The sequence below is a fragment of the Acidimicrobiia bacterium genome, from assembly GCA_009694375.1.
Classification (GTDB): Bacteria; Actinomycetota; Acidimicrobiia; order Acidimicrobiales; family VFJN01; genus VFJN01.
Map to the genome: position 1 here is coordinate 1 of SHVB01000025.1, position 20,869 is coordinate 20,869.

At 65.8% G+C, this 20,869-nt stretch carries 17 protein-coding genes; 10 read left to right on the forward strand and 7 right to left on the reverse strand.

The annotated features are described in order from the left end of the window. Window positions 1-92 precede the first annotated feature (92 nt). The 3 genes from EXQ71_11765 to EXQ71_11775 all read left to right on the forward strand — a co-directional run bounded on the left by EXQ71_11765 (window position 93) and on the right by EXQ71_11775 (window position 4,260). Window positions 93-569, forward strand: coding sequence for a hypothetical protein (locus tag EXQ71_11765; GenBank protein MSO88175.1), 477 nt, complete (start codon window positions 93-95; stop codon window positions 567-569). Between the two features lie 369 nt (window positions 570-938). Further along, window positions 939-1,244, forward strand: a complete 306-nt coding sequence (locus EXQ71_11770) for a hypothetical protein (protein MSO88176.1) — start codon at window positions 939-941, stop codon at window positions 1,242-1,244. Between the two features lie 190 nt (window positions 1,245-1,434). Further along, a complete protein-coding gene (locus EXQ71_11775) occupies window positions 1,435-4,260 on the forward strand; it encodes a DNRLRE domain-containing protein (GenBank protein ID MSO88177.1) in 2,826 nt (941 codons plus the stop codon). A gap of 251 nt (window positions 4,261-4,511) precedes the next feature. On the opposite strand, the gene EXQ71_11780 is transcribed toward EXQ71_11775, so the two are convergent. Together EXQ71_11780 and EXQ71_11785 are read right to left on the reverse strand one after the other, a co-directional pair. Then, the gene (locus EXQ71_11780; protein ID MSO88178.1) at window positions 4,512-5,645 is read right to left on the reverse strand and encodes a hypothetical protein; all 1,134 of its coding nucleotides are present in this window, start codon (window positions 5,643-5,645) and stop codon (window positions 4,512-4,514) included. Between the two features lie 156 nt (window positions 5,646-5,801). Then, on the reverse strand, window positions 5,802-7,415 hold the full coding sequence (locus EXQ71_11785; GenBank protein ID MSO88179.1) for a hypothetical protein: 1,614 nt from the start codon (window positions 7,413-7,415) through the stop codon (window positions 5,802-5,804). A gap of 312 nt (window positions 7,416-7,727) precedes the next feature. Here EXQ71_11785 and EXQ71_11790 point away from each other — a divergent pair, with 312 nt between their 5' ends. After that, window positions 7,728-8,963 carry a cytochrome P450 gene (locus EXQ71_11790; GenBank protein ID MSO88180.1) on the forward strand — a complete coding sequence of 412 codons (1,236 nt, stop codon included), beginning with the start codon at window positions 7,728-7,730 and terminating at the stop codon, window positions 8,961-8,963. Between the two features lie 106 nt (window positions 8,964-9,069). Here the strand turns inward: EXQ71_11790 and EXQ71_11795 are convergent, their stop codons facing one another. The 5 genes from EXQ71_11795 to EXQ71_11815 all read right to left on the reverse strand — a co-directional run bounded on the left by EXQ71_11795 (window position 9,070) and on the right by EXQ71_11815 (window position 12,571). Continuing rightward, window positions 9,070-9,468 carry a hypothetical protein gene (locus EXQ71_11795; GenBank protein ID MSO88181.1) on the reverse strand — a complete coding sequence of 133 codons (399 nt, stop codon included), beginning with the start codon at window positions 9,466-9,468 and terminating at the stop codon, window positions 9,070-9,072. A gap of 73 nt (window positions 9,469-9,541) precedes the next feature. Then, window positions 9,542-10,453: an alpha/beta fold hydrolase gene (locus EXQ71_11800; protein ID MSO88182.1), complete on the reverse strand. Its 912-nt coding sequence runs from the start codon at window positions 10,451-10,453 to the stop codon at window positions 9,542-9,544. Window positions 10,454-10,613: 160 nt separating this feature from the next. Then, window positions 10,614-11,261 carry a peptide-methionine (S)-S-oxide reductase MsrA gene (gene msrA, locus EXQ71_11805; GenBank protein ID MSO88183.1) on the reverse strand — a complete coding sequence of 216 codons (648 nt, stop codon included), beginning with the start codon at window positions 11,259-11,261 and terminating at the stop codon, window positions 10,614-10,616. A gap of 52 nt (window positions 11,262-11,313) precedes the next feature. Beyond that, window positions 11,314-12,135 carry a DUF3445 domain-containing protein gene (locus EXQ71_11810; protein ID MSO88184.1) on the reverse strand — a complete coding sequence of 274 codons (822 nt, stop codon included), beginning with the start codon at window positions 12,133-12,135 and terminating at the stop codon, window positions 11,314-11,316. Between the two features lie 22 nt (window positions 12,136-12,157). Then, on the reverse strand, window positions 12,158-12,571 hold the full coding sequence (locus tag EXQ71_11815; GenBank protein MSO88185.1) for a GNAT family N-acetyltransferase: 414 nt from the start codon (window positions 12,569-12,571) through the stop codon (window positions 12,158-12,160). 79 nt (window positions 12,572-12,650) lie between these two features. Between EXQ71_11815 and EXQ71_11820 the strand changes: the two genes are divergently transcribed. The 6 genes from EXQ71_11820 to egtD are packed head-to-tail and all read left to right on the forward strand — an operon-like array spanning window position 12,651 to window position 20,846. Continuing rightward, complete coding sequence (locus EXQ71_11820; protein ID MSO88186.1) at window positions 12,651-15,455, forward strand: ATP-dependent DNA helicase UvrD2; 2,805 nt, start codon at window positions 12,651-12,653, stop codon at window positions 15,453-15,455. A 40-nt stretch (window positions 15,456-15,495) separates the two neighbouring features. Beyond that, a complete protein-coding gene (locus tag EXQ71_11825; GenBank protein MSO88187.1) occupies window positions 15,496-16,542 on the forward strand; it encodes a pirin family protein in 1,047 nt (348 codons plus the stop codon). Then, on the forward strand, window positions 16,539-17,825 hold the full coding sequence (locus tag EXQ71_11830) for an ergothioneine biosynthesis glutamate--cysteine ligase EgtA (GenBank protein ID MSO88188.1): 1,287 nt from the start codon (window positions 16,539-16,541) through the stop codon (window positions 17,823-17,825). The genes EXQ71_11825 and EXQ71_11830 overlap by 4 nt, the downstream gene beginning before the upstream one ends. Then, complete coding sequence (locus tag EXQ71_11835; GenBank protein MSO88189.1) at window positions 17,822-19,093, forward strand: ergothioneine biosynthesis protein EgtB; 1,272 nt, start codon at window positions 17,822-17,824, stop codon at window positions 19,091-19,093. The genes EXQ71_11830 and EXQ71_11835 overlap by 4 nt, the downstream gene beginning before the upstream one ends. Continuing rightward, window positions 19,093-19,860, forward strand: coding sequence for an ergothioneine biosynthesis protein EgtC (gene egtC / locus EXQ71_11840; GenBank protein MSO88190.1), 768 nt, complete (start codon window positions 19,093-19,095; stop codon window positions 19,858-19,860). Before EXQ71_11835 ends, egtC begins: the two co-directional genes overlap by 1 nt. Next, window positions 19,857-20,846 carry an L-histidine N(alpha)-methyltransferase gene (gene egtD, locus EXQ71_11845; protein ID MSO88191.1) on the forward strand — a complete coding sequence of 330 codons (990 nt, stop codon included), beginning with the start codon at window positions 19,857-19,859 and terminating at the stop codon, window positions 20,844-20,846. The genes egtC and egtD overlap by 4 nt, the downstream gene beginning before the upstream one ends. The last annotated feature ends 23 nt before the right edge of the window (window positions 20,847-20,869 follow it).

Consider the following 20,869-nt stretch of genomic DNA (forward strand, 5'->3'; position numbering starts at 1 on the left):
CGGGTAGTTATCTCACGGTGTGGCCAGCGGGTGAGGGTCGCCCGAACGCGTCATCGTTGAATTGGTCCTCGGGGGCCACTCGTGCGAATGCGGTGACGGTAAAACTGGGTACGGCGGGGGCGCTGTCGGTGTTCAACGCGGCGGGCAACACGAACGTGGTGATCGATGTGGCCGGCTACTTCAAAACTGGCTCGGGGAAGGCGTTTTACCCACTCGAGCCCACTCGTATCCTCGATTCGCGGCCGTCTAGCCAGGTCGGTGTCTATGCCACGGCGTGGGCGGCGGGCGCAACCAGGGCGGTCAGCGTGGCCGGTAGCCTCGGTGGATTCCCCGCCACGGGCACCTCGGTGGTGCTGAACGTCACTGTCACGGACACTACCGCCTCGTCGTATCTCACCGTCTGGGCCACCGGCCAGGCCCGCCCCACTACGTCAAGCCTGAACTGGTCCGCGGGGGCGACCATTCCCAATGCGGTAACGGCGAAACTGGGCGTCGGCGGCGCGGTTTCGATGGTCAACGCCGTCGGCTCCGCCAACATCGTGGTGGATGTTGCCGGCTACTACGCCTGACTGGGCCAGCCAGTCCCCACCTAGGTGACCGGGGATCGTGTGCCCATTTTGGGACGGCGGGAAGGCGGGGGCGGTCAGGCGGCTGCCACACCGGTGGCGAGACCGCAGTCGCGGGGGCCAGTGTCGCCGCTACCGAACGGAAAGCGTCCTGAGGTCCAAGAAGATGTGGCGGTCGTGAGAGCCTCGTCGGTCCTCCGGAAGCCGCCATCGGGTGTATTGCGGAGATCGGAGCCTTCGCCTGGTGGCGATCTTGATCGTGGCTCTGCCTACGCAGGGGTCGGGGTTGGACACGATTCTCGCTGTTTACACGGGTTCATCCGTGCGTTCGCTGATCGGGGTGGCCGGCAGCGACGACGCGGGTGGTGGAACGTGGAGCACCGTCTCCTTTCCGGTAGCGGAGGGGTTACCTATCGCGTGGCGGTAGATGGCTATTACGCCGGGATGGGACTCATCACTCTCCTCCACACCTGGTCTCCTGTCGCCCCGGCCGTGGGGTTGTTGTTTACGGCGCTGGATCCGGTGCTGATTCCGGATTCGCGGTCGGCGACGACGGTGGGTGCCTACGACAGCGCGTGGGGGGCGGGGACGCAGCGGGAGGTGCCGGCGGATGCCGAGGCGGTGGTGCTGAACGTCACCGTCACCGACACCAGCGCCTCGTCGTATCTCACCGAGTGACCCGCTGGCCAGGTCCCACCGGCATCCTCGAACCTGAACGGGTCGTCGGGGATAACCATTGCCAATGCCGTGACGGCGAAACTGGGCGTCGGCGGCGTGGTTTCGATTTTCAACGCCACTCACTCTGCTAATGTGCCGATTGGCGTAGGTGTCGGCGGCCATTTTGTCTGCCAGGTAAAGCAATCCGGACGTGATTAACGAAGATTTCACTTTCGCCGAGCAAAAGAGGTGGGCAATGGTCGGTGCAGCGGGGCGGCGGCCGGTCGTCCTGAGGTCCCGCTGGTTGGCGGTGCTCGGAGCGGCGGCGCTGGCGGCGTCACTTTCGGCGATCGTTCCGCCCGCCGGTGCGGTCAGTGCCTCTGTTTCGTCGAGCAAGGACGCCTATGTGCGTGCCGCTTCGCCTACGAAGAACTACGGCAGCAACGCGTCACTGCGAGTGCAGTCAGGTAGCTACCTCTCGTATCTGGGGTTTACCGTGGCGGCGCTAACCGGACCGGTGCAGTCGGCAAAATTGAGGCTCTGGGTGACCGATGCGTCCCCGAGCGGCGGTGGCGTGTACGTGGTTCCCGATGGATGGAGTGAGACGACCATCACCTACGCCACCCGGCCGGCGTTGCCCGCCACGCCCGTGGGCACCTTCGGTGCGGTGACCGCGGGTACGTGGGCTGAGGTTGATGTGACCTCGGCGGTGCTGGGGGCGGGCGCGGTGTCCTTGGCCATCGTGAGCACCAGTTCGAACTCAGCTCTCTACTCCAGTCGGGAAGCCGCCAACGCTCCGACGCTGGTGGTGACCGTGGCGGATGGCCCGTCGTTGCCTCCCGTGGCGACCTTCGTCGGCGCACCCACCAGCGGATCATCACCCTTGATGGTGCAGTTCACCGACACCTCATCGGGATCTCCCACGAGTTGGGCCTGGGACTTCCAGAACGACGGCGTCGTGGATGCGACCGTTCGCAACCCGTTATTCACCTACCTCACCGCGGGGTCCTACGACGTGTCGCTTAGGGCCACGAACGCCGGGGGGAGCAACACCACCACTCAGTTCGGGTTCGTTCAGGTGGGTGTGCCGCCCCCCGCCCCCACGGCGGCTTTCGGGGTGTCGTCACAATCCGGCAGCGTGCCCTTTCTGGTGCAACTGACCGACCAGTCGACCGGGAGCATCACGAGTTGGGCATGGGACTTCCAAAACGATGGCGTGGTGGACTCAGTGCTACAGAGCCCCACCTTCACCTTCACATCCGCCGGCGATTACACCATCCAACTCAGGGTGACCGGACCCGGTGGTAGTAGCACCACTACCGGTCCCGGTTCGGTGATAGTTACCCCGGCGGTGGGGCCCACCTCCCGTACCTTTGCGGCGGTGGCTGATGCCCGGGTGCGAGCCGGTGGTCCGACCAGCAACTACGGCGCCGACCCCGTGCTGCGGGCGCGCGCCTCCACGTCGGATGCCTACCGGTCCTACCTCAAGTTCGACGTGTCTGGGATCACCGGCCCAGTCTCCTCGGCCACCCTGCGGCTGTGGGTTACCGACCCGAGCCCACAAGGAGGCAGCGCCTGGACGGCTGGAAATAACTGGACGGAGACCGGCCTCACCTGGAACACCATGCCCGCTTTGGGATCGGTTGCCCTCAGCACGGCTGGCTCCGTCGTGGCGGGAACCTGGCAGAGCATGGATGTGACCAACGCGATTGCCGGCGATGGGATGGTCACCGTCGCCATGACGAGCAGTTCTACCGACAGCGTCCTGTGGAGTAGCCGGGAGGGGTCATTGTCGCCGGAACTTGTCGTGGTGTTCGGCACCGGCACTCCCGTGGCTCCCACCGCCGACTTTGTCGGCCTGCCGGTTTCGGGGAGCAGTCCGCTCACCGTCCGCTTCACCGATTTGTCCACCGGTACCCCCACGGCATGGGCGTGGGACTTCCAGAACGATTCGATCGTCGACTCCATGGCGTCGCAGCCCTCCTTCACCTACCAAACGCCTGGTACCTATGCCGTCTCCTTGACCGCGTCGAACGCCATCGGTAGTGGTCAGCGCACGCGAGTTGGCTACATCACCGTGACCGAACCAGCGACGGGAGGGGACGGCCAAAGACTCCTGGCGGCCGGGGATATAGCCTCGTGTTCGTCAACGGGTGACGAGGCCACCGCGGCGCTCCTCGCGCAGTCCACCGCCGAGGTCCTGGCGCTAGGTGATCTTGCGTATGAGAACGGGACCGCCAGTGAATTCACGGGTTGCTATGAGCCCAGTTGGGGTGCCGCCAAAGCCCGCACCCGCCCGGTACCAGGGAACCACGAATACGGCACCTCCCATGCGAGCGGTTACTTCGGGTATTTCGGGGCGGCGGCCGGGGACTCTGCCAAGGGCTATTACAGCTTCGAGCGGTCCGGATGGCACATCGTGGTATTGAACAGCAACTGCTCGGACGTGGCTGGGTGTAGCGCCGGTTCAGCCCAAGAGCAGTGGCTTCGGGCCGACCTCGCCGCTCATCCGGCGGTGTGCACTCTGGCGGCATGGCACGAGCCACTCTTCAGTTCCAGCAGCACCATTGGTACAACCTCGGTTCAAGCGCTGTGGCAGGCGCTCTACGACAGCAACGCCGAAATCGTGCTGTCGGGTCATGCGCATGTCTATGAGCGCTTCGCTCCTCAGACGGCCACTGGCGTCCTGGATGTGGCCCGAGGGCTCCGGCAGTTCACTGTCGGTACTGGTGGTAGGGGACTCACGGGGTTCGGCACCACCATCAGCCCTAACAGCGAAGTACGGGATGCTTCTTCCTTCGGGGTGCTGCAACTCATCCTCGGTGAGTCTGATTACTCCTGGTCGTTCCTGCCCGTGGCGGGCAGCACCTTCACTGATTCCGGCACCGGTACTTGTCATTCGGCACCCACCCCAGTGGCGCAGGCGGCACCGATGAGCGCTACGGAGGTGTTGAGGCGCCCGGAGAAACATCCCGAACAGCGTGCGGCGCGCCGAAGCCGGGCAGCGACGGTGGGTGTTCGCCGCCCCTTGGGGTAGGGCGCCCCGCCGGGGATCGGGCGAACCGGGACCGTCGGGCGCTTCTTCAGAGACCATGAATCGGAGCCGAGGATGGGCGACTTTGCCTCCGCGCCGGGATTAGATCAGTGACGTAAAGGTTCGCGGGGCTGAAGACCCGGCACAGCAAGGTTGATCGGTTGTCCACCCTCAAACTCTATGGACCGCCTGAGGAGCCAACGGAGCGGCCACCTAGCGTGCCCGATGTGGTCGGCTTGAGGTGGGGCAGACGTTCACATGGGCCCAGAAGGCGGGAACTCGCCGTCGATGACGGCGATCGACTGCTGAAGAGCGTCAAGCTGATCCAGCACCTGATCGAACGTCATGTTGTCCTTGGGGTCGAGGGAGATCCGAATGCCATCGTTGACCGCCGAGTTCAGTTCAGCGACCAGTTCCTGCAGCAGCTGCGTGGTCCTCTCGACCAGGGCGAGAAGCTCTTTGGCCGAAGTGAGCTCGCCCTCGTAGGCCTTCGCCAGGCTCACCTTGTCAGGTTCGGCAGCGATGCTCTCAAGTCGTGACGTCAGCGTTGTGATGTCGATGGCGTCGGCCGCTTGACTCAGCTGGATACCTCGATCTGCGACGCGGGTGCATTCGACCTCGCATGCAGCGATCAGAGCGGCAATTTCATCCAGGCGCTCCCGGCGGGGGCCCTCCGGGACGCCTTTGACAGCGCGGGCGATGCGTGCCCGGGCCTCGACGGCCGTCTGGACGAGGCTCCCCCAGGGTTCGGGCCGCCACACCGGGGTGGCAGACGACGCTGTCCGAAGCGTCGGCACGGCACGCCGATTGACTACGGCCGTCCCTGTCACACGATCGGTCCAGGTCCGTCCGTCGTCGCGATGGGCAGCCGATCTCAAATCGAGGATGCCGGGGATCAGGAAGACCCATTCGAGAAACAGGAGCGTGTTGCGTCCCACGAGGAGCGGAAATCCAGCGGGTTCGCCGTCTCCCCAGTTCACGACCGCGCAGTGCGTGATTCGCTTTCCCGGTGTCGTCCCTCCACAGACCCTCGAGGTGACGGCGTCGTAGGAAACAATGGCGATGACGAGGAGGTAGTTGACGAATGTCTTGATGGGGTCGTCGCCCTCAGCGTCTCGCTCCATGCCGGAGATGGCGTAGAGCGCCGTCCGGACGACCTCGAGCAGCAAAAGAAGAACGAGACCACAGGCTGCGTCGATCGCCCGGGCCCCGATGCGCTGGTCGAGCGATGCCACCTCTTTTCCTCCCGGTGTCTGGGGACGCACCTCCGTCAACCCAGCCGCGGGGGAACCCGAAGGTGCGACCGGCGGCCGCGAGGGGGACGGACCAGTTTTCGGAGGCGGCGGCAACGCCACTGGACTCCCGGGATGATCTGATCTGTCGTCCATCTTGATCCCCCCGGTACCCTCTGCCTCACGTTAGCGCCCAGCCCCGGCGGGGGGAACGGGGTGGTCAGTGGGCCAGCTGCACCCTTAGGGGGTGGAAGAGGCGGGGCCGGCCAGGGCACCGTCGAGGGATCCCATCGACGGTGCCCTGGCCAGGGATCAGCCGCTGCCACACTGGAAGTTGGCCACTACGCCAGCGGTGTAGATGCAAAGCCGAGAGTAATCAGCCGCCGGTGTGAAGACGACGGCCGGATCTTCCGAGGTGAGGGCGACGCTGTCGGCGTAGCTGCCCGTGGCGGACTGCGCGATGGCCCGAACCTGAGCGGAAGCAGGCTTACCTACGCCGGCGGGAAGGTTACTCTGGCTCAGGGTGGTGGGCTGGAACTGCAACGAGTAGCCCATGCCCGGCGAGGTGGCACTCGCGCAGAGGGCAAAGGCCACGGGGAACAAGGGGAAGACGAGGTCGTAGTGCAACCCCGGGTTGGGGTCGCCTGGGGTCGCTACACGCTCGATCACGTAGGCCGAGCTCACGCCACCGGCGTTGCGGAACACGATCTGGCCGACGGCCTTGGTGACGGCGGGCTGGGTATTGAATGGGCCCGCCACGAACGAACCGGGGTTCATCCATTGCCCCGAGAAGGCGAAGGACTCCAAGGTGTCATTGGCGCACGAGTCGACCCCGGGGGCAAAGGCGGGATTGAGGTCCATCTGGATGAGCTGGCTCGCCATCATCTCCGAGTTGGCTGGCGCCGTCACACTCGGGTCGCCAATCACGATGGCGCAACTGCTCTTGCCGGTGGTGAGTCCCCCGGTGGTAGTGGCGGTGGTCCCCGAAACTGAAAGGATGTAGACGCTGGAGGGGATCGAGTAGGCCGCCGGGGTCGTGCAGGATCCGGTGATGGGCAGGCCCACGTCGTCGGTCCTGAACTTGGCTGCCGGTGAGGAGATGACCGTGGTGGAGGTGGTGGAGGCGTCATTGGATTGACGAGTACTGGTGTTGATGGTGGAACCGCCGAAGTAGAGCACCTGGCCGCTCAAAGTGGTGGTGGTGGCGCTCGAGAGGGTGGCCGTGGTGGCATTGACCACGGTGGCGATTGTGCTCCCCGGTGTCACTGCACCGCCCACGCTCAGGCCAACATCGCTGGCATTGAAATTGGCGGTGGCGGAGGTGATTGTTGGCGTGCTGTTCGTCACAGCATCGGCCACCGACCGGGCGATTGTATTATCGATCTTGAACTGAGTGCCCCCCGGGATCGGGATGTCAGCGGCCGGGCCAGCGGTGGCGCTCGTGGGTTGATTCAGGGTCACCAAGCAGGCTCCGCTGATCGACTTGACGAACGTGCGAACGGGCAACTGAACGGTGTCGGCGGCGGGTGGGTTGGGAACGGGGATTCGCGTGATGGGCCGGTTCACATAGCCGGTGATGCCAGCACAGCTCGCCAGGGTGAAGGTGGTTGCTCCGGCGGGAATCGATGAACCGTTTCCGGTAACGGTGCGCGCCGCACCGTTGTGGTATTGGGCCACCCCGGCGTCATGGATGGTGAAACTATTCGAAACCATCGAGGTTCCGGTTGACGCGTCGAAGCGGCAGGCCACCTGGAGGGCACTCTGGGACCCGCGAGTGGGGGGGTACCAACTGATCCCCGCCCCCGTGGTGGTGGTGCCTTTGCAACCACTGGAGATCGGCACGGCGCTCGCCGGGGCCGCCGCCAGCGGTAGGGCAAGAAGGGCCGCGAGAAGTGCGATTGTGGAGCGAGTGAGTAACTGGCGCATGAGATTCCCTCCAGGGTTCCCGAACGAAACGGAGATCGGTGACCCGATCCCGATGTAGCAAGACGCAGCCTAACACTGTTTACCGCAAGGGTGGGTCTGGTCGGGCGGGAAGGAAGGGCGGGAAGGAAGGGCGGGAAGGCAGCACGAAGGCAGCACGAAGGCAGTGGGTCGGCCGCGCCGGCGGGGCCGCCCGGGAACGGAGCGACGGGTGGTTCCTCGCCGGGCTCGAGCCAGAGCGATGCGGGGCTTCCCGGCCTCACCCGCTATTCTGTCAGTGACGAAATTGGGGTTGGGTGCACAACCTTGGTAAGAATGGCGGTGATGGTCTCCTTCGATCTAACCGACGGGCGACATTTCGCCGCTGGCTTTCCTCACGACCTTTTCACGGAACTGCGTCGCGAGTCACCCGTGTATTGGCAGGAATTTCCCGCCGATTTCCCCGGCGACCACGACCCGGGATTTTGGGTGCTATCGAGTCATGCGTCCGTGCAAGCGGCCAACCGCAATGTGGAGTTGTTCTCCTCCTTTGAGGGGCCGTCGCTGAGCCTGCTGCCCGCCATGAACGGCACGATGCTCGTCAGCATGGACGGGCGAGACCATATTCGTCAGCGCCGCCTCATCAGCGCTGGCTTCACACCGCGCATGGTGGCTCGCCTCGAGGAGCAAGCCCGCAGCTGGGCTGTAACCATCGTGGAGCGCGCTCGCGAGCGCGGCACCTGCGATTTCGTCCAAGAGGTGGCCTACCAACTACCGATGCACATGATTGCCGATATCATGGGAATCCCCGCCGCCGACCGTGAGTGGCTCTTCGGCCTCACCAGCGAGCTGCTCCAGGGTCCAGAGACGAGCAACGACGCCAGGTCAGAGGCGTTCGCCTCGATTCAGATACAGATGTTCGAGTACGCCCAGCAACTCGGTCGTCGCAAACGTGCCGAGCCTCAGGACGACATCTGGACGGTTCTGTCGACGGTGGAGATCGAGACCGACGATGGTGAACGCACCGCACTGGGCGAGGCGGAACTCGACATGTTCTTCTTCCTGCTCACGATTGCCGGGAGCGAGACAACCCGAAACGCCGTTGCCGGCGGACTGATCGCCCTGCTGGATCACCCCGAACAACTCGCCCGGTTGCGCAGCGACCCCGAGGTGATGCCGACGGCGGTAGATGAGATTCTCCGCTGGTCCTCGCCGGTGGCCTACTTCGCTCGACGGGCCACCGGTGCCACCGAGATCGAAGGCGTGCCTATCGCGCAGGGCGATCGCGTCACGTTGTGGTACCCGTCGGCCAACCGAGATGAAACGGTGTTTGACGATCCTTTCCGATTCGACATCGCCCGCACGCCCAATCGCCACATCGCGTTCGGTGGTGGCGGCCCCCATTTCTGCATGGGCGCGAACCTTGCCCGGCGCGAGATCACCATCCTGTTTGAGGAGTTACTGGCCCGCAGTACCGAGTTGGAAATTCTCGCTCCCCCCACCTACAGCGGGCTCACGATCGACAGCCCCGTGCTGGCGGCGGTGAGCAGCCTCCCGGTGCGGATCGCCTAACGGGGCCACAACCGACACCTCGGGCCATTGCGCAGGGGTAACGCGACGAAACCGCCGGTCGAGACCGACGGTTTCGTCGCTTGTACGACCCAGATTCAAGGCAACGTCAGTTGAGCATCTCCACGTCCCGGCCATGAGCGGTGAGAGCCCAGATTACGGCAATGTCAATGGCAATGATCACGATCGCCCACAGCGGCTGCATGGGGATGAAGGCAAAGTTTGCGATGGCGCTCAAGGCGGCAATGATGACGCCGATGGTGCGAGCGACCACGTTGCCGCTGAGAATGCCCATACCAACTAGGACGAGCAGGATTCCCAGGCCAAGATGGATCCAGCCCCACTGGGTGAGGTTGAGTTGGAAGACGTAATTGTCGCTGATGACAATGTAGTTGTCTTTCAGGATCGCTGATGTTCCCGCGATGATCTGGAACATGCCCGCGATCGTGAGAATGATCGCCGCAAATAGCGACCACCCCGCGGCCGCGGCACTCGGTTGTTCACTCATCGTTCCCCCCTAGTAGGTTCCGGGAGCGGTGGGCTTACCGCCCCGCACACGAGTGCACACTACGAGCGGCGGACTATGGGCGGGGGGATAGTAGGTCGACTACGACTTGGGCCAGTTCGGGACCGCGGTCTTCCTGGAGGAAATGGCCGCCGCCCACGATAGTGGTGTGGGCCTGGCCGGAGGCCCCCGTAATGCGCTTGATCAGGTGGCGTTCATTGCCCGCGGTCACCGGGTCAGAGTCGCCGAAGGCACACAGGAAGGGGCGCTCGAAGCCCGAGAGCACCTCCCACGCCGCTCGGTTGGCGGGCCCCTCGGGGTCAGTGGTGGAGGTGGGTACCAATAAGGGGAATTGCCGTGCCCCTTCCTTGTATCGCTCATCGGGGAAGGGGGCGTCGTAGGCGGCGATGACCTCGGCGGGCAGGGTGGTGGTGCACCCTCCATCCACGATCCGCCCGATCGGCATCTCAGGCACCTCCTGGGAAAACTTCTGCCAGGCCATGAAGGCATCGCTGGCCTGGCCGTCACCCGTGGGTAGGAATGTGTTGGCGGCGACCACGGCGGCGAAGCGGTCGGGCTGAGCCGCTACCAAGCGCAACCCGAGCAGACCTCCCCAGTCCTGGCACACCAGGGTGATGTCGTGCAGGTCGAGTTGGTCGAATACATGCGACGACAGCCACTGCACGTGGCGGGCGTAGGTGTAATCCGTACGGACCGTGGGCTTGTCGGAACGGCCGAAGCCCACGAGGTCGGGGGCCACTGCCCGCAGTCCGGCGTCTACCAATACCGGGATCATGTGGCGATAGAGATAACTCCACGACGGCTCGCCGTGGAGAAGCAGTACCACCGGGGCATCGCGCTCGCCCTCGTCGAGGTAGTGCACCCGCAACACGCCACCGTCTCCATCGGGAATCTCTACGTAGTGCGGCTCAAACGCGTAGCCCGGCAGATCGGTAAAGCGCTCGTCAGGGGTGCGCAGGATGTCCATGGATCTCCTCGGAAAGAATTGACAGTGATTGGGACAATAACTGCGCTACCCCACCGGGGGTAATCCCCATCGCCGATCATCCCCGATGGGCCCTGGTGGGCGTGCGGGTCGTTGCCCAAGTGTCGCAACAACCGTGGCGGCCGTGGCGCGTCTCTGGCCTTCAGCCGCCGAGGCCGATTGGGCAGGTGACGCCGGTGCCACCGATTCCGCAGTAGCCGCCCGGGTTCTTGGACAGGTACTGCTGGTGGTAGCCCTCGGCGTAGAAAAACGGGGCGTCGGCCGCCGGGCGGATCTCGGTAGTGATCTCGCCGTAGCCCGCTTGGGTGAGTTGGGCCTGGAACCTCACCCGACTCTGCTCGGCCACGGCGGCCTGGGCATCGTCGAGGGTGTAGATGGCCGAACGATATTGGGTACCCCGGTCGTTGCCTTGGCGCATGCCTTGCGTGGGATTGTGCTCCTCCCAGAACGTGGCGAGGATCGTCTCGTAGCTCACCTGGGTGGGGTCGTAGGCCACCAATACCACCTCGGTGTGGCCGGTACGACCGCTACAGGTTTCCTCGTAGGTGGGGTTGGGTGTGGTGCCCCCGGCGTAGCCCACCGCGGTGGAGAACACGCCGTCGAGTTCCCAGAACTTTCGCTCGGCCCCCCAGAAGCACCCCATGCCCACAACGGCAGTAGCGATGCCGGTGGGGAAGTTGGCGAGGGGATTCCCATTCACGTGGTGTCGGTCGGGGATCGGCATTGTCTCGGCCCGACCGGGCAACGCAGCGTCAGCATCGATCATGCGGCTCTTATTGGTTCCGAACATGCTGCTCACGCTACGGCACCTCTCCCCCGATCGTTGCGCTCCCGGCGATTGCTCAGCGGGTCGCCAGCCAACCGCGGGCGGCCCGGGCGCCATGGGTGCCGCGGTAGGCGACCAACTCAGGCGACCAGGCATCGATCGCCGCCGCCAAACGATGGGCCAACTCGGGACGTTCGGCGACCACCGCCAACGGCACTTGCTGGGTACGAATGGTAAAGAGCACTACCTCGGCCCGGTTGAGACGCCGCAACGTCTGGCGTTCGCTGCGGAGGTAGAGGCCATCGGGGGCCCGTCCCGCATACGGGGGCGTGGGGGCGGGCAAGAAGTACGACGGGTCATCGTGGATGGCCCAGTTGCGGCGCCACACCGGGCGCTCGGGACGCAGTCGCTGAAGAAACATGTCGACCTTGTCGGACAGTTCCTCGCCGTAGTGGGGTACCGGCGCGTGCACCGCTGCCATGGGCAGACCAAGTTTTTCCTCGAGTCGCCAATACGCCGGGAAGCACAGCGATGCGGCATCCAGGTGCGCCGCCCCGTCGCGCATCACCATGAGGCACAGATCCTCTTGCACCATGCGCCCCGCCGCGTCGAGGGGATGGAGTCCCTCGGGTACCTCGGTGATTCCGGTGTCGGCCATGATCAGATCCAGTACCTCTTGCGAAGCCACCCGGACCGCTGGGGTGTCCCGTGCCCCGAATACCGAGGCCGGTCGCTCCTCCAAGAGAGCCACTTTCCATTGCCGGTCTCGATGGTGATCGCGATCGGGTGCCAGCCATGCATCGACGGCCAGGCTGTGGGCGTCCATCCCCAACCACGGAGGACCCGGTTTCAGGGATAACTCGTCGAGCCAGGCGGGGGCGGGCGTGGGTATCGGCATCGGAGAATGGCTCGTCGGGTGCTCAGGCCAGTTGCATCGGGGTATGGGCGATGCCGTCTTCGAGATACTCGGCACCGTGGGGCACGAACCCGTGCCGGGCGTACATCTCAACGAGGTGCGACTGGGCGTGCAACACCACCGGGGGCGCGCAGTCGGTGAGGGCCGCTTCGATGAGGCGGCCCGCCAACCGCTGGCCGCGATGGTCTGGATGGGTGATAACCCGGCCGATTCGGTGGCCACCGCCAGGCTGGGACAAGACCCTCAGGTAACTAGCAAAGCGGCCCCCCGGCGTGCGGAGCCACCAGTGGAGCGTGGTGGAATCGAGGTCTCGACCATCGGGGTCGAGGTAGAGGCAGGCTTGCTCCACCACAAACACCTCCGCCCGCAAGCACAGGGCGGCGTAGAGATCGGCGGCGGACAGCCGTGGTCCGCTCACACACTGGAGGGAGAGATCATCCACAGCCCGACGTTACGCGTCGGCGTCAGGTGTCGCACGCCGCGCGTAGCCTCAGGCTGTGCCTGTTCCCGGACCGCTCTCCCTCGGTCGCTCGGTCATTGTGGCGGCCGGTGCTGCCGCTCCCCCTGCCTGGGTGAGTGCCGCCCGGGTCGTGATCGACGAAGGGGTGCGGGCCGATCCCATCGCGGTGGTGACCCAACTCCACGAGGCCTGGCGCCTGCGCATCCCGCTCGTGATCGAAGCCGCCGTTGCCCCTTCCACCTTCCGGGCCCCTGAAACGGTCACCGCCCCGCCGTGGCGGTTGGGGGCCAACGTCCAACTCTGGTCTGCTCGGTTGCATTTCCTGATGTGGGCCAATAGTTACGACGCGCAGACGCCCACGGAGGAGCCCATCTGGTGGTGGGGCCGAAAGGCCGTTCGGCTGGGGGCACGCGAAGGGGGTGAGGCCGATGTGTTGCTTCCCGATGGCACCCCCGCCTGGGTCGACGGCGGTCCCCGGGGGACGGCGGTGGCCGAGCGCACGGGGGTGGTGTTGGTGGCGGCTGAGTCGGTGGAACTCGGGTACCTCACCCCCCTACCCGGACCCACGGAACCTGCCGCCACCCTGGCCCCGGATCAGATGGCCGCCGTAACTCATACCGGAGGAGGGGCCCGGATCATCGCCCCGGCGGGCTCCGGCAAGACTCGTGTGCTCACCGAGCGGTATCGCCACCTGCTGGTGGATCGCGGCTACGAGCGCGAAGCGACCGTAGCGCTGGCCTACAACAAGAAGGCCCAGGAGGAAATGGCTGGCCGCATTCCAGGGCTGGGCGCCCGGATCCAGACGCTCAACGCCTGGGGGTACGGAATCCTCACCCGCGCTCTTGGCCGACGTCCTGAGGTCCTCGATGAGCGCGAGCAGCGCCGCATCGTGGAAGGCCTCGTGCCCAAACAGCCGCGCCGGGTCAATACCGATCCCATTGTCGCCTACATCGCTGGCCTATCCCTGATTCGGCTCGGGCTTCGTGCTCCCGAGGAAGTGGAGGCCCACCTCGACGACGTCAACGGTCTGGCGGCAGCCTTTGAGCCGTACCGCGAAGAGTTACGGCGTCAGGGCGCCATCGATCACGACGAGCAGATTTACGGTGCGGTAGAAGCCCTCTTGCGTGATGGTGATCTGCGGCGGGCCGTGCAGGCCGAACACCGCCATCTATTGGTGGACGAAATGCAGGACCTCACGCCTGCTCATGTGTTGCTCGTGCGCCTGGCGGCCGGGCCAGCGGCCGACGTTTTCGCCGTGGGCGACGACGACCAGACCATTTACGGTCACGCCGGGGCCGATCCGGGCTTTCTGATCGACTACCCGGAGTACTTCCCAGGGGCGGCGGCCTATGCCCTCGAGGTGAACTACCGCTGCCCGGCCCCGGTCACCCAGGCCGCCACCAACCTGCTTTCCTACAACACGGTTCGGGTAGCCAAAGAGATCCGTCCGGGTCCCGAGGTCGAGGTGGCGGCGAGTGCGTTCGTGGTGCAGACCCATGCGTCCGATGCCGGGGCCGTTGCCCTCACCGCGGCGGTGGGTGCCTGGCTCCGCGAGTTGGCGGCGCCCACCCACGAGGTGGCGGTGCTCACCCGGGTGCAGTCGCTGCTGTTGGCTCCCCACGTGGCCCTCGCCGACGCGGGGGTGCCGTTGGATTCGATTCTCGACGAGTCGGTGCTCGGTCGCCTCGGGGTGCGAGCGGCCCTGGCCTACCTGCGGATCGCCGTGGACCCGGATCATCTGAGTGGCGCCGACCTGAACGAGGTGCACCGCCGCCCCAGTCGCGGCCTCCCGCAGTGGGTTACCAAGTGGCTGGATAACTGCCGCTCCATCGGCGACCTGCGGCGGGCGGCCGCTCGCGTCGACGATGTCAAGGTGGGCCAAAAACTTGATGACCTCGCCGTCGATCTTGACCGCCTGGCGACCCGCGCCAGGGGTGGGGCGAGCACACGGGGCTTGCTCCTGGCCGTGCGAGACGAGGTGGGGCTCGGCGCCGCCATGACGTTGCTCGACAGTGGCGGGGGAGCCAGTGGTTCACACCTGGATGACCTCGAGGGTCTGCTCCAGGTGGCTGACCTGCACCCCGATGCCGTCTCCTTCGAGGAGTGGTTGCGTCGCTCGTTCCATCGAGAACGCCACCCTGGCGGGGTCACCCTGTCCACCATCCATCGGGTGAAGGGCCGGGAGTGGGATCGGGTCGTCGTGTTCGGGGCATCGGATGGGCTCATGCCCCACCGTCTCGCCCAGGACGTAGAGGAGGAGCGCCGGATCCTGCACGTGGGTATCACCCGGGGTCGTCAGCAGGTCCTCCTGCTCGGTGACGACAGTCGCCGCTCGCCGTTCCTCGACGAACTCGCGGGGATCGCCACCGTTGCGGCGGTGGCTCCCGCCCCCGGCCCCGGTGCGCTGGTGCGGGAACCTCCCCTGGCCGATCCGTCCTGGCCAGCCTCGGTGGGGCAGGCCATCAAGGTGCTCGGGGGCTACGAGGGCACGGTCGAGGAGATCGACAACGACGGCATCCGCTTGCGGTTGGCCGACGGTGGCTCGTTTTTCGTCCGATTCGGGGAGCCTGTGAGCTGGGGGGGGTCGCCGGTCACCCTCGTGCGCCCGCCCTCGCCAGCCATTGCGGCCGCTGGGCTGGCGTTACGGGCCTGGCGCCTCCAGCGAGCCAAGACCGATGGGGTACCGGCGTTCGTGGTGCTCAGCGACAAGTACCTCGAAGGCATCGCTCAGCGTCTTCCCGATGACCTCAGCGAACTTCGTGCCTGTCCGGGCATTGGCCCTACCAAACTCGATACCTACGGCGAGGAAATCCTCGCCGTGCTCGCCAGGGCCATTGCCTAGACCACCACAGAACCAGGGGCGGGGGCCGTAGCATGGCCTCGTGCCCCATCCGATTATTCAGACCATCGAACTCGGCTCCCAGTGGCCCACCATCGACCCCTTCTTGTTCTGCGTGCACCACGACGATCACTACCCGGCGGGCAACGAACACGCTGGGCCCGCCGCGTCACTAGAGGGCCGGGATCTCGGACAGGATTTCGCGGGCCTCGACGGCTGGCGGATGTATCACGGGGCCGACGTTCCCGGTTTCCCGAATCACCCGCACCGAGGGTTCGAAACCGTGACCTACGTGCGGCAAGGCCTGATCGACCACGCCGACTCGTTAGGGGCAGCCGCCCGCTTCGGTAGCGGTGACGTGCAATGGCTCACCGCCGGCGAAGGCATCGTGCACTCGGAGATGTTCCCCCTCCTCAACCAAGATCGCGGCAATCCGCTGGAGTTGTTCCAGATCTGGATGAACTTGCCGGCCGCCGACAAAATGGTGGCCCCCCACTTTTCGATGTTGTGGGATGGGGCCATTCCGAGGCTTCGCCACCGCGACGACAACGGGAGGCTCAGCGAAATCACCGTGATCGCCGGAACGCTCGGAGGTCTGGTGCCGCCGCCGCCACCGCCGCATTCCTGGGCCAGTCGTGCGGACGCCGATGTGGCCATCTGGCATCTGCATCTCGAACCCGGTGCCCGCTGGCCGTTGCCCGCCGCCCGAGGAATCGAAACGATCCGCACCCTCTACGTCGTGGCCGGGGAGTTGCTGGACATCGACGGAATCACCGTGGCCGGGCGCACGGCCACGGTCGTGCGTGCCGATGCGGAGATTGCGTTGTCCAGCACCGGGGGAGCCGAGGTGCTGCTGCTGCAGGGCCACCCCATTGGTGAGCCAGTGGCTCGGTACGGTCCGTTTGTGATGAACAACGACCATGAGATCGCGAAGGCCTTTGCCGACTACCGGACGACCCGCTTCGGTGGATGGCCGTGGCCCAGTGACGGGCCCGTGCACCGCGAGGCTACCGGCCGGTTCGCGCGCCGACCCGATGGCACGGTGGAGGTACCCGACGGTACCCGCAGCCGGGTTTCCTCTGTCCCATGAGGGCGGCATCACCGGGGAGCGAGTGGCCCACCGACCTCTCGGCCACTGCGGCTACCGATGCGGCGCTCACTGTCGACGGCGCTTACCTCATGCTGCAACGGCCAGCCGAAGCCAATCACGGTGGGCCGGTGCGGGTGGGTATCGAACAGGAGTGGCACACCTACCGCCTCACTGATCCGGGCCGCCACCTCGAGGCGGCCGAGGTACTCGAGAAGGCCACCACCGGGGGACCGCTCCCCCACGGCAGCCGCATCACCGTGGAGCCAGGAGGGCAGGTGGAACTGGCCACCTTGCCCTTCGACCCATGGTGGGTGGCGTTAGAGGCACTGCGGCTCGACGGTGCAGTGATACGTCAGCGACTGGCGGCTGAGGGCATCGCGACGGTGGCCGCCGGCCTGGACCCCTTTCGCATGCCCTCACGCACGCTGAGCCATCCTCGCTACGTTGCGATGGAGGAGTATTTCGACAGCCGCGGGCCAGCCGGTCGTCGCATGATGGCCAGCAGCGCGTCGATACAGATCAACATCGACCCCGGGCCTCCTGAAGTGGCCAACCAACGCTGGGGGCTGGCGCATCGTCTGGGTCCGGCCCTCGGCGCATCCTTCGCCTGTTCGCCCAGCCGGGTGTTTCGCTCGGCCCGGATGGCGAACTGGGATGAGATCGATCCCACTCGCACCCGCCCGGCCCTTCGCACCGGCGATCTGATGGACGACTGGGCGAGTTATGCGTTGGGGGCCCGGCTCATGTTGTTGCACGACGGCCCCGATCGCTGCACGGCGGTAACCACGCCGATGACGTTCGCCGATTGGATCGCCCGCGGCATCGATGGGCGCTACCCCACGGCCCAAGACCTCGCCGTTCACTGCACCACTCTGTTTCCGCCCGTGCGATCCCGCGGCTGGTTGGAGCTTCGCTGGCTCGACTCCCTGCCCGCCGGAGTGGCCGAGACAGCCACGGCCGCCGTGAGTGTGTTGCTGATCGACGAGGAGGCGGGCCAACGAGCGAGCGACGCCTGTGCATCGGTTGCCAACGGTTGGTCCGAAGCGGCTCGCCAAGGCCCCCGCGATCCGGCCCTGGCCCAGGCTGGCGCCGCCTGTTTGCGGATCGCGGCCGAGGCTCTTGGTCGCACCGATGTACCGACGCAGTATCGCCGGGCCGTGGCGGAGGCCGCCGAGCGATGGCCGGCTCGCTGGCGCTGCCCGGCGGATGACCTCGAGAAACGTCTCCGCCTAGGCGACAAGGTGGCTCAACTGGCCGAACCACTCCAGGAGGTGTCGTGGTGAGGCCGAGCGACACGATCAACGCGGCGAGAGCCCTCACTGAGGACCTCGCCGAGTCGCGGGAGCGCACGCTGAAACTCATCGCCCCCTTCGACGATGGTGTGCTCCGGGGGCAACACGATGCGTTGATGTCGCCGTTGGTGTGGGACGTAGCCCACGTGGCCAACTACGAGGACCAGTGGCTGGTGCGGGCCCTGGGGGGCCCAACCATCCGGGAGGGGATCGACGACATCTACGACGCCTTCAAGCATCGGCGCGACGAGCGCGATGCCCTGCCGATGCTCACTCCCTCCGAGGCTCGCGCCTACGGCGGGACGGTGCGTGTTCATGCCCTCGAGCGCCTCGCGGCGGCCGACCTCCACCCCGACGGCGCCAACCCCTTGCTGCGGCGAGGCTTTGTGTACGACATGGTGGTGAAGCACGAGCATCAGCATGCCGAGACGCTCCTGGCGTCGATTCAGTTGCTGCCCCCCGCCGAGGCTCGCCGTCTCCAATCGGTGGCCGCGCCCACCGGGATCGCCCCGGATGAGACGGAAGTTCGGGTCGCGGCGGGGTCGTTTCTGATGGGCGCCGATGATCCGTGCTCCTACGACAATGAGCGACCCCGCCATGTGGTGGATCTCCCCGCTTTTTGGATCGACACCGCTCCGGTTACTAACGGAGAGTTCGAGGCGTTCATTGTCGATGGTGGCTATCAAACCGAACGGTGGTGGCAACCAGCGGGATGGGCGTGGCGACAAGACACGGCCGCGGTCGCTCCGCAGTTTTGGGAGCGGGACGGCAGCGACTGGCAGCGATGGCGCTTCGGGCAGCGCGATGGCCTTCGATCCGCCGAGCCGGTGCAGCATGTGTGTTGGTACGAGGCCGATGCCTACGCCCGGTGGGCCGGTCGGCGCCTGCCCACTGAGGCAGAGTGGGAGAAGGCGGCGGCCGGGGCCAGCGCCGATCCCACGCAGGTCAATCTTGGTCAGCGCTATCTCGGACCCGCCGAGGTGGGGGCCTTTCCGGCGGGCGTGAGTAACTACGGGGCCCATCAGATGCTCGGTGACGTATGGGAGTGGACGGCGTCGGACTTTCGTGTGTACCCAGACTTCGTGGCGTTCCCCTATCGGGAGTATTCCGAGGTGTTCAACGACGAGGGCTACAAGGTGCTGCGGGGTGGTTCGTGGGCCACTCATCCCCGCGCCATCAGTGTGACCTTCCGGAACTGGGATTGGCCCATGCGCCGTCAGATCTTCGCCGGCTTTCGCTGCGCCCGTGACGACACCTGATGTGCCGTCATCTCGCCTACCTCGGTCCTTCTCGTTCGTTGTCGTCGATTCTCTACGAGCCCGCCCACTCCCTGGAGGCGCAGGGCCGCACTCCGCGCCTCCAGCGAGAGGGCGCCGTAAACGCCGACGGATGGGGCGTTGGATGGTGGGACGCCTCGGTGGGCCCCGAGCCCGCCCGCTTTCGCACCGAGCACACCATGTGGACCGACCAAACCTTCCGCGCCACGGCGGAGGTAACCCACGCCGAGGCGTTCGTGGCGGCGGTCCGCAACGCCAGTTCGCCGACGCCGATTGAGGCTATCGGCAATGCCCCGTTCACTTCCGGGCCGTGGCTGTTCTCGCTCAATGGCTTCGTAGCCGGATTTCGGTCGGGGGTGCGGGAGCAGTTGGTTCCAGCCATCACCCGATCACGGGCCCGCGCTATCGAGGGCAGCACCGACTCCGAGGTGCTCTTTGCCCTCGTGTTGGACCAACTTGATGCCGGACGCACCCCAGTGGAAGCGTTGGCGAAAGTGACGAGCCGGGTTCTGACCCTGGCTGCGGGAAAACTCAATTTGCTGTTGTCCGACGGCCAGGAAATCACCGCGACCACCGGCGGCAACTCGCTGTTCTTCTTGGCGGGAAGGGGCCTGGCCGCGGGGGGCATGTTGTTGGCCAGCGAGCCACTCGATGGTGACCCTGGATGGACCTCCGTGCCCGACGAGTCGCTCTGGAGCGGCACCGCCGACGGACAGAGTTGTCAGCCACTGAAGCGAACACAACGATGAGGCGCACGTCAATCGGCAGCCACACCAGCATCGCCGTGTACCTCGATGCCGGGGATCTCCGGCAGGCCCTCTGCCGAGACGTTCTCGCCGGTCTGGGGTCGGTCCACAAGAGCCTGCCACCGAAGTGGTTCTACGACGAGCGCGGCTCGCAATTGTTCGATGAGATCACCCGGCTCGATGAGTACTACCCAACCCGGCGTGAGACCGAGATCCTCCAGCGTGAGGCGCACACCATCGCCCAGCGCACCGGTGCCACCACGCTGCTCGAACTTGGCTCGGGTACCTCCACCAAGACGAAGCTCATCCTGGATGCTCTGATGGACGCGGGGACTCTCGCCCACATCGTTCCCTTTGATGTGTGTGAAGCAATTGTGCGCGAGGCGTTGCCGGTCCTGGCGGCGCGTTATCCCGGGGTGCAGGTGGATGGCGTCGTGGGCGACTTCGAGCAGCACCTCGGTCTGCTGGAGATGGGGGACCGCACCCTGGTGGCCTTTCTGGGGGGCACCATCGGGAACCTGAACCCGGTGGAGCGGTCGAAGTTCCTGCGCGAGTTGGCCGATCAGATGCACCCCGGCGACTGGCTACTCCTGGGCACGGATCTGGTGAAAGACCCCGCTCGCCTGGTGGCGGCCTACGACGATGCGGCCGGAGTTACCGCCGCCTTCAATCTCAACGTGCTGCGGGTACTGAATCGGGAACTCGACGGCAACTTGGTCCTTGAGCATTTCGGGCACGTGGCCCAGTGGCGACCCGAGGAGCAGTGGATCGAAATGCACTTGCGATCCGTGCGGGCGCAGGAGGCTCGGCTCGAGGCGCTGGGGTTGGATCTCGTCTTCGCGGCGGGGGAACAACTCCAGACGGAAATCAGCGCCAAGTTCACGCTCACCAGCATTGAGAACGAGTTGAGTGGGGCAGGGCTGACGCTCGAGGAGGTATTCACCGACGCGGCCCAAGACTTCGCCGTGTCGCTGGCGTTCAAACCTTGATCTCCGGCCCGCCTAGCGTGGGG

Excerpts from the sequence above, each read along its gene's own strand:
- EXQ71_11780 (MSO88178.1), bottom strand. The coding sequence starts at position 5,645 with ATGGACGACAGATCAGATCATCCCGGGAGTCCAGTGGCGTTGCCGCCG.
- EXQ71_11785 (MSO88179.1), bottom strand. The coding sequence starts at position 7,415 with ATGCGCCAGTTACTCACTCGCTCCACAATCGCACTTCTCGCGGCCCTT.
- EXQ71_11790 (MSO88180.1), top strand. The coding sequence starts at position 7,728 with ATGGCGGTGATGGTCTCCTTCGATCTAACCGACGGGCGACATTTCGCC.
- EXQ71_11795 (MSO88181.1), bottom strand. The coding sequence starts at position 9,468 with ATGAGTGAACAACCGAGTGCCGCGGCCGCGGGGTGGTCGCTATTTGCG.
- EXQ71_11800 (MSO88182.1), bottom strand. The coding sequence starts at position 10,453 with ATGGACATCCTGCGCACCCCTGACGAGCGCTTTACCGATCTGCCGGGC.
- msrA (MSO88183.1), bottom strand. The coding sequence starts at position 11,261 with ATGTTCGGAACCAATAAGAGCCGCATGATCGATGCTGACGCTGCGTTG.
- EXQ71_11810 (MSO88184.1), bottom strand. The coding sequence starts at position 12,135 with ATGCCGATACCCACGCCCGCCCCCGCCTGGCTCGACGAGTTATCCCTG.
- EXQ71_11830 (MSO88188.1), top strand. The coding sequence starts at position 16,539 with ATGAGGGCGGCATCACCGGGGAGCGAGTGGCCCACCGACCTCTCGGCC.
- egtC (MSO88190.1), top strand. The coding sequence starts at position 19,093 with ATGTGCCGTCATCTCGCCTACCTCGGTCCTTCTCGTTCGTTGTCGTCG.
- egtD (MSO88191.1), top strand. The coding sequence starts at position 19,857 with ATGAGGCGCACGTCAATCGGCAGCCACACCAGCATCGCCGTGTACCTC.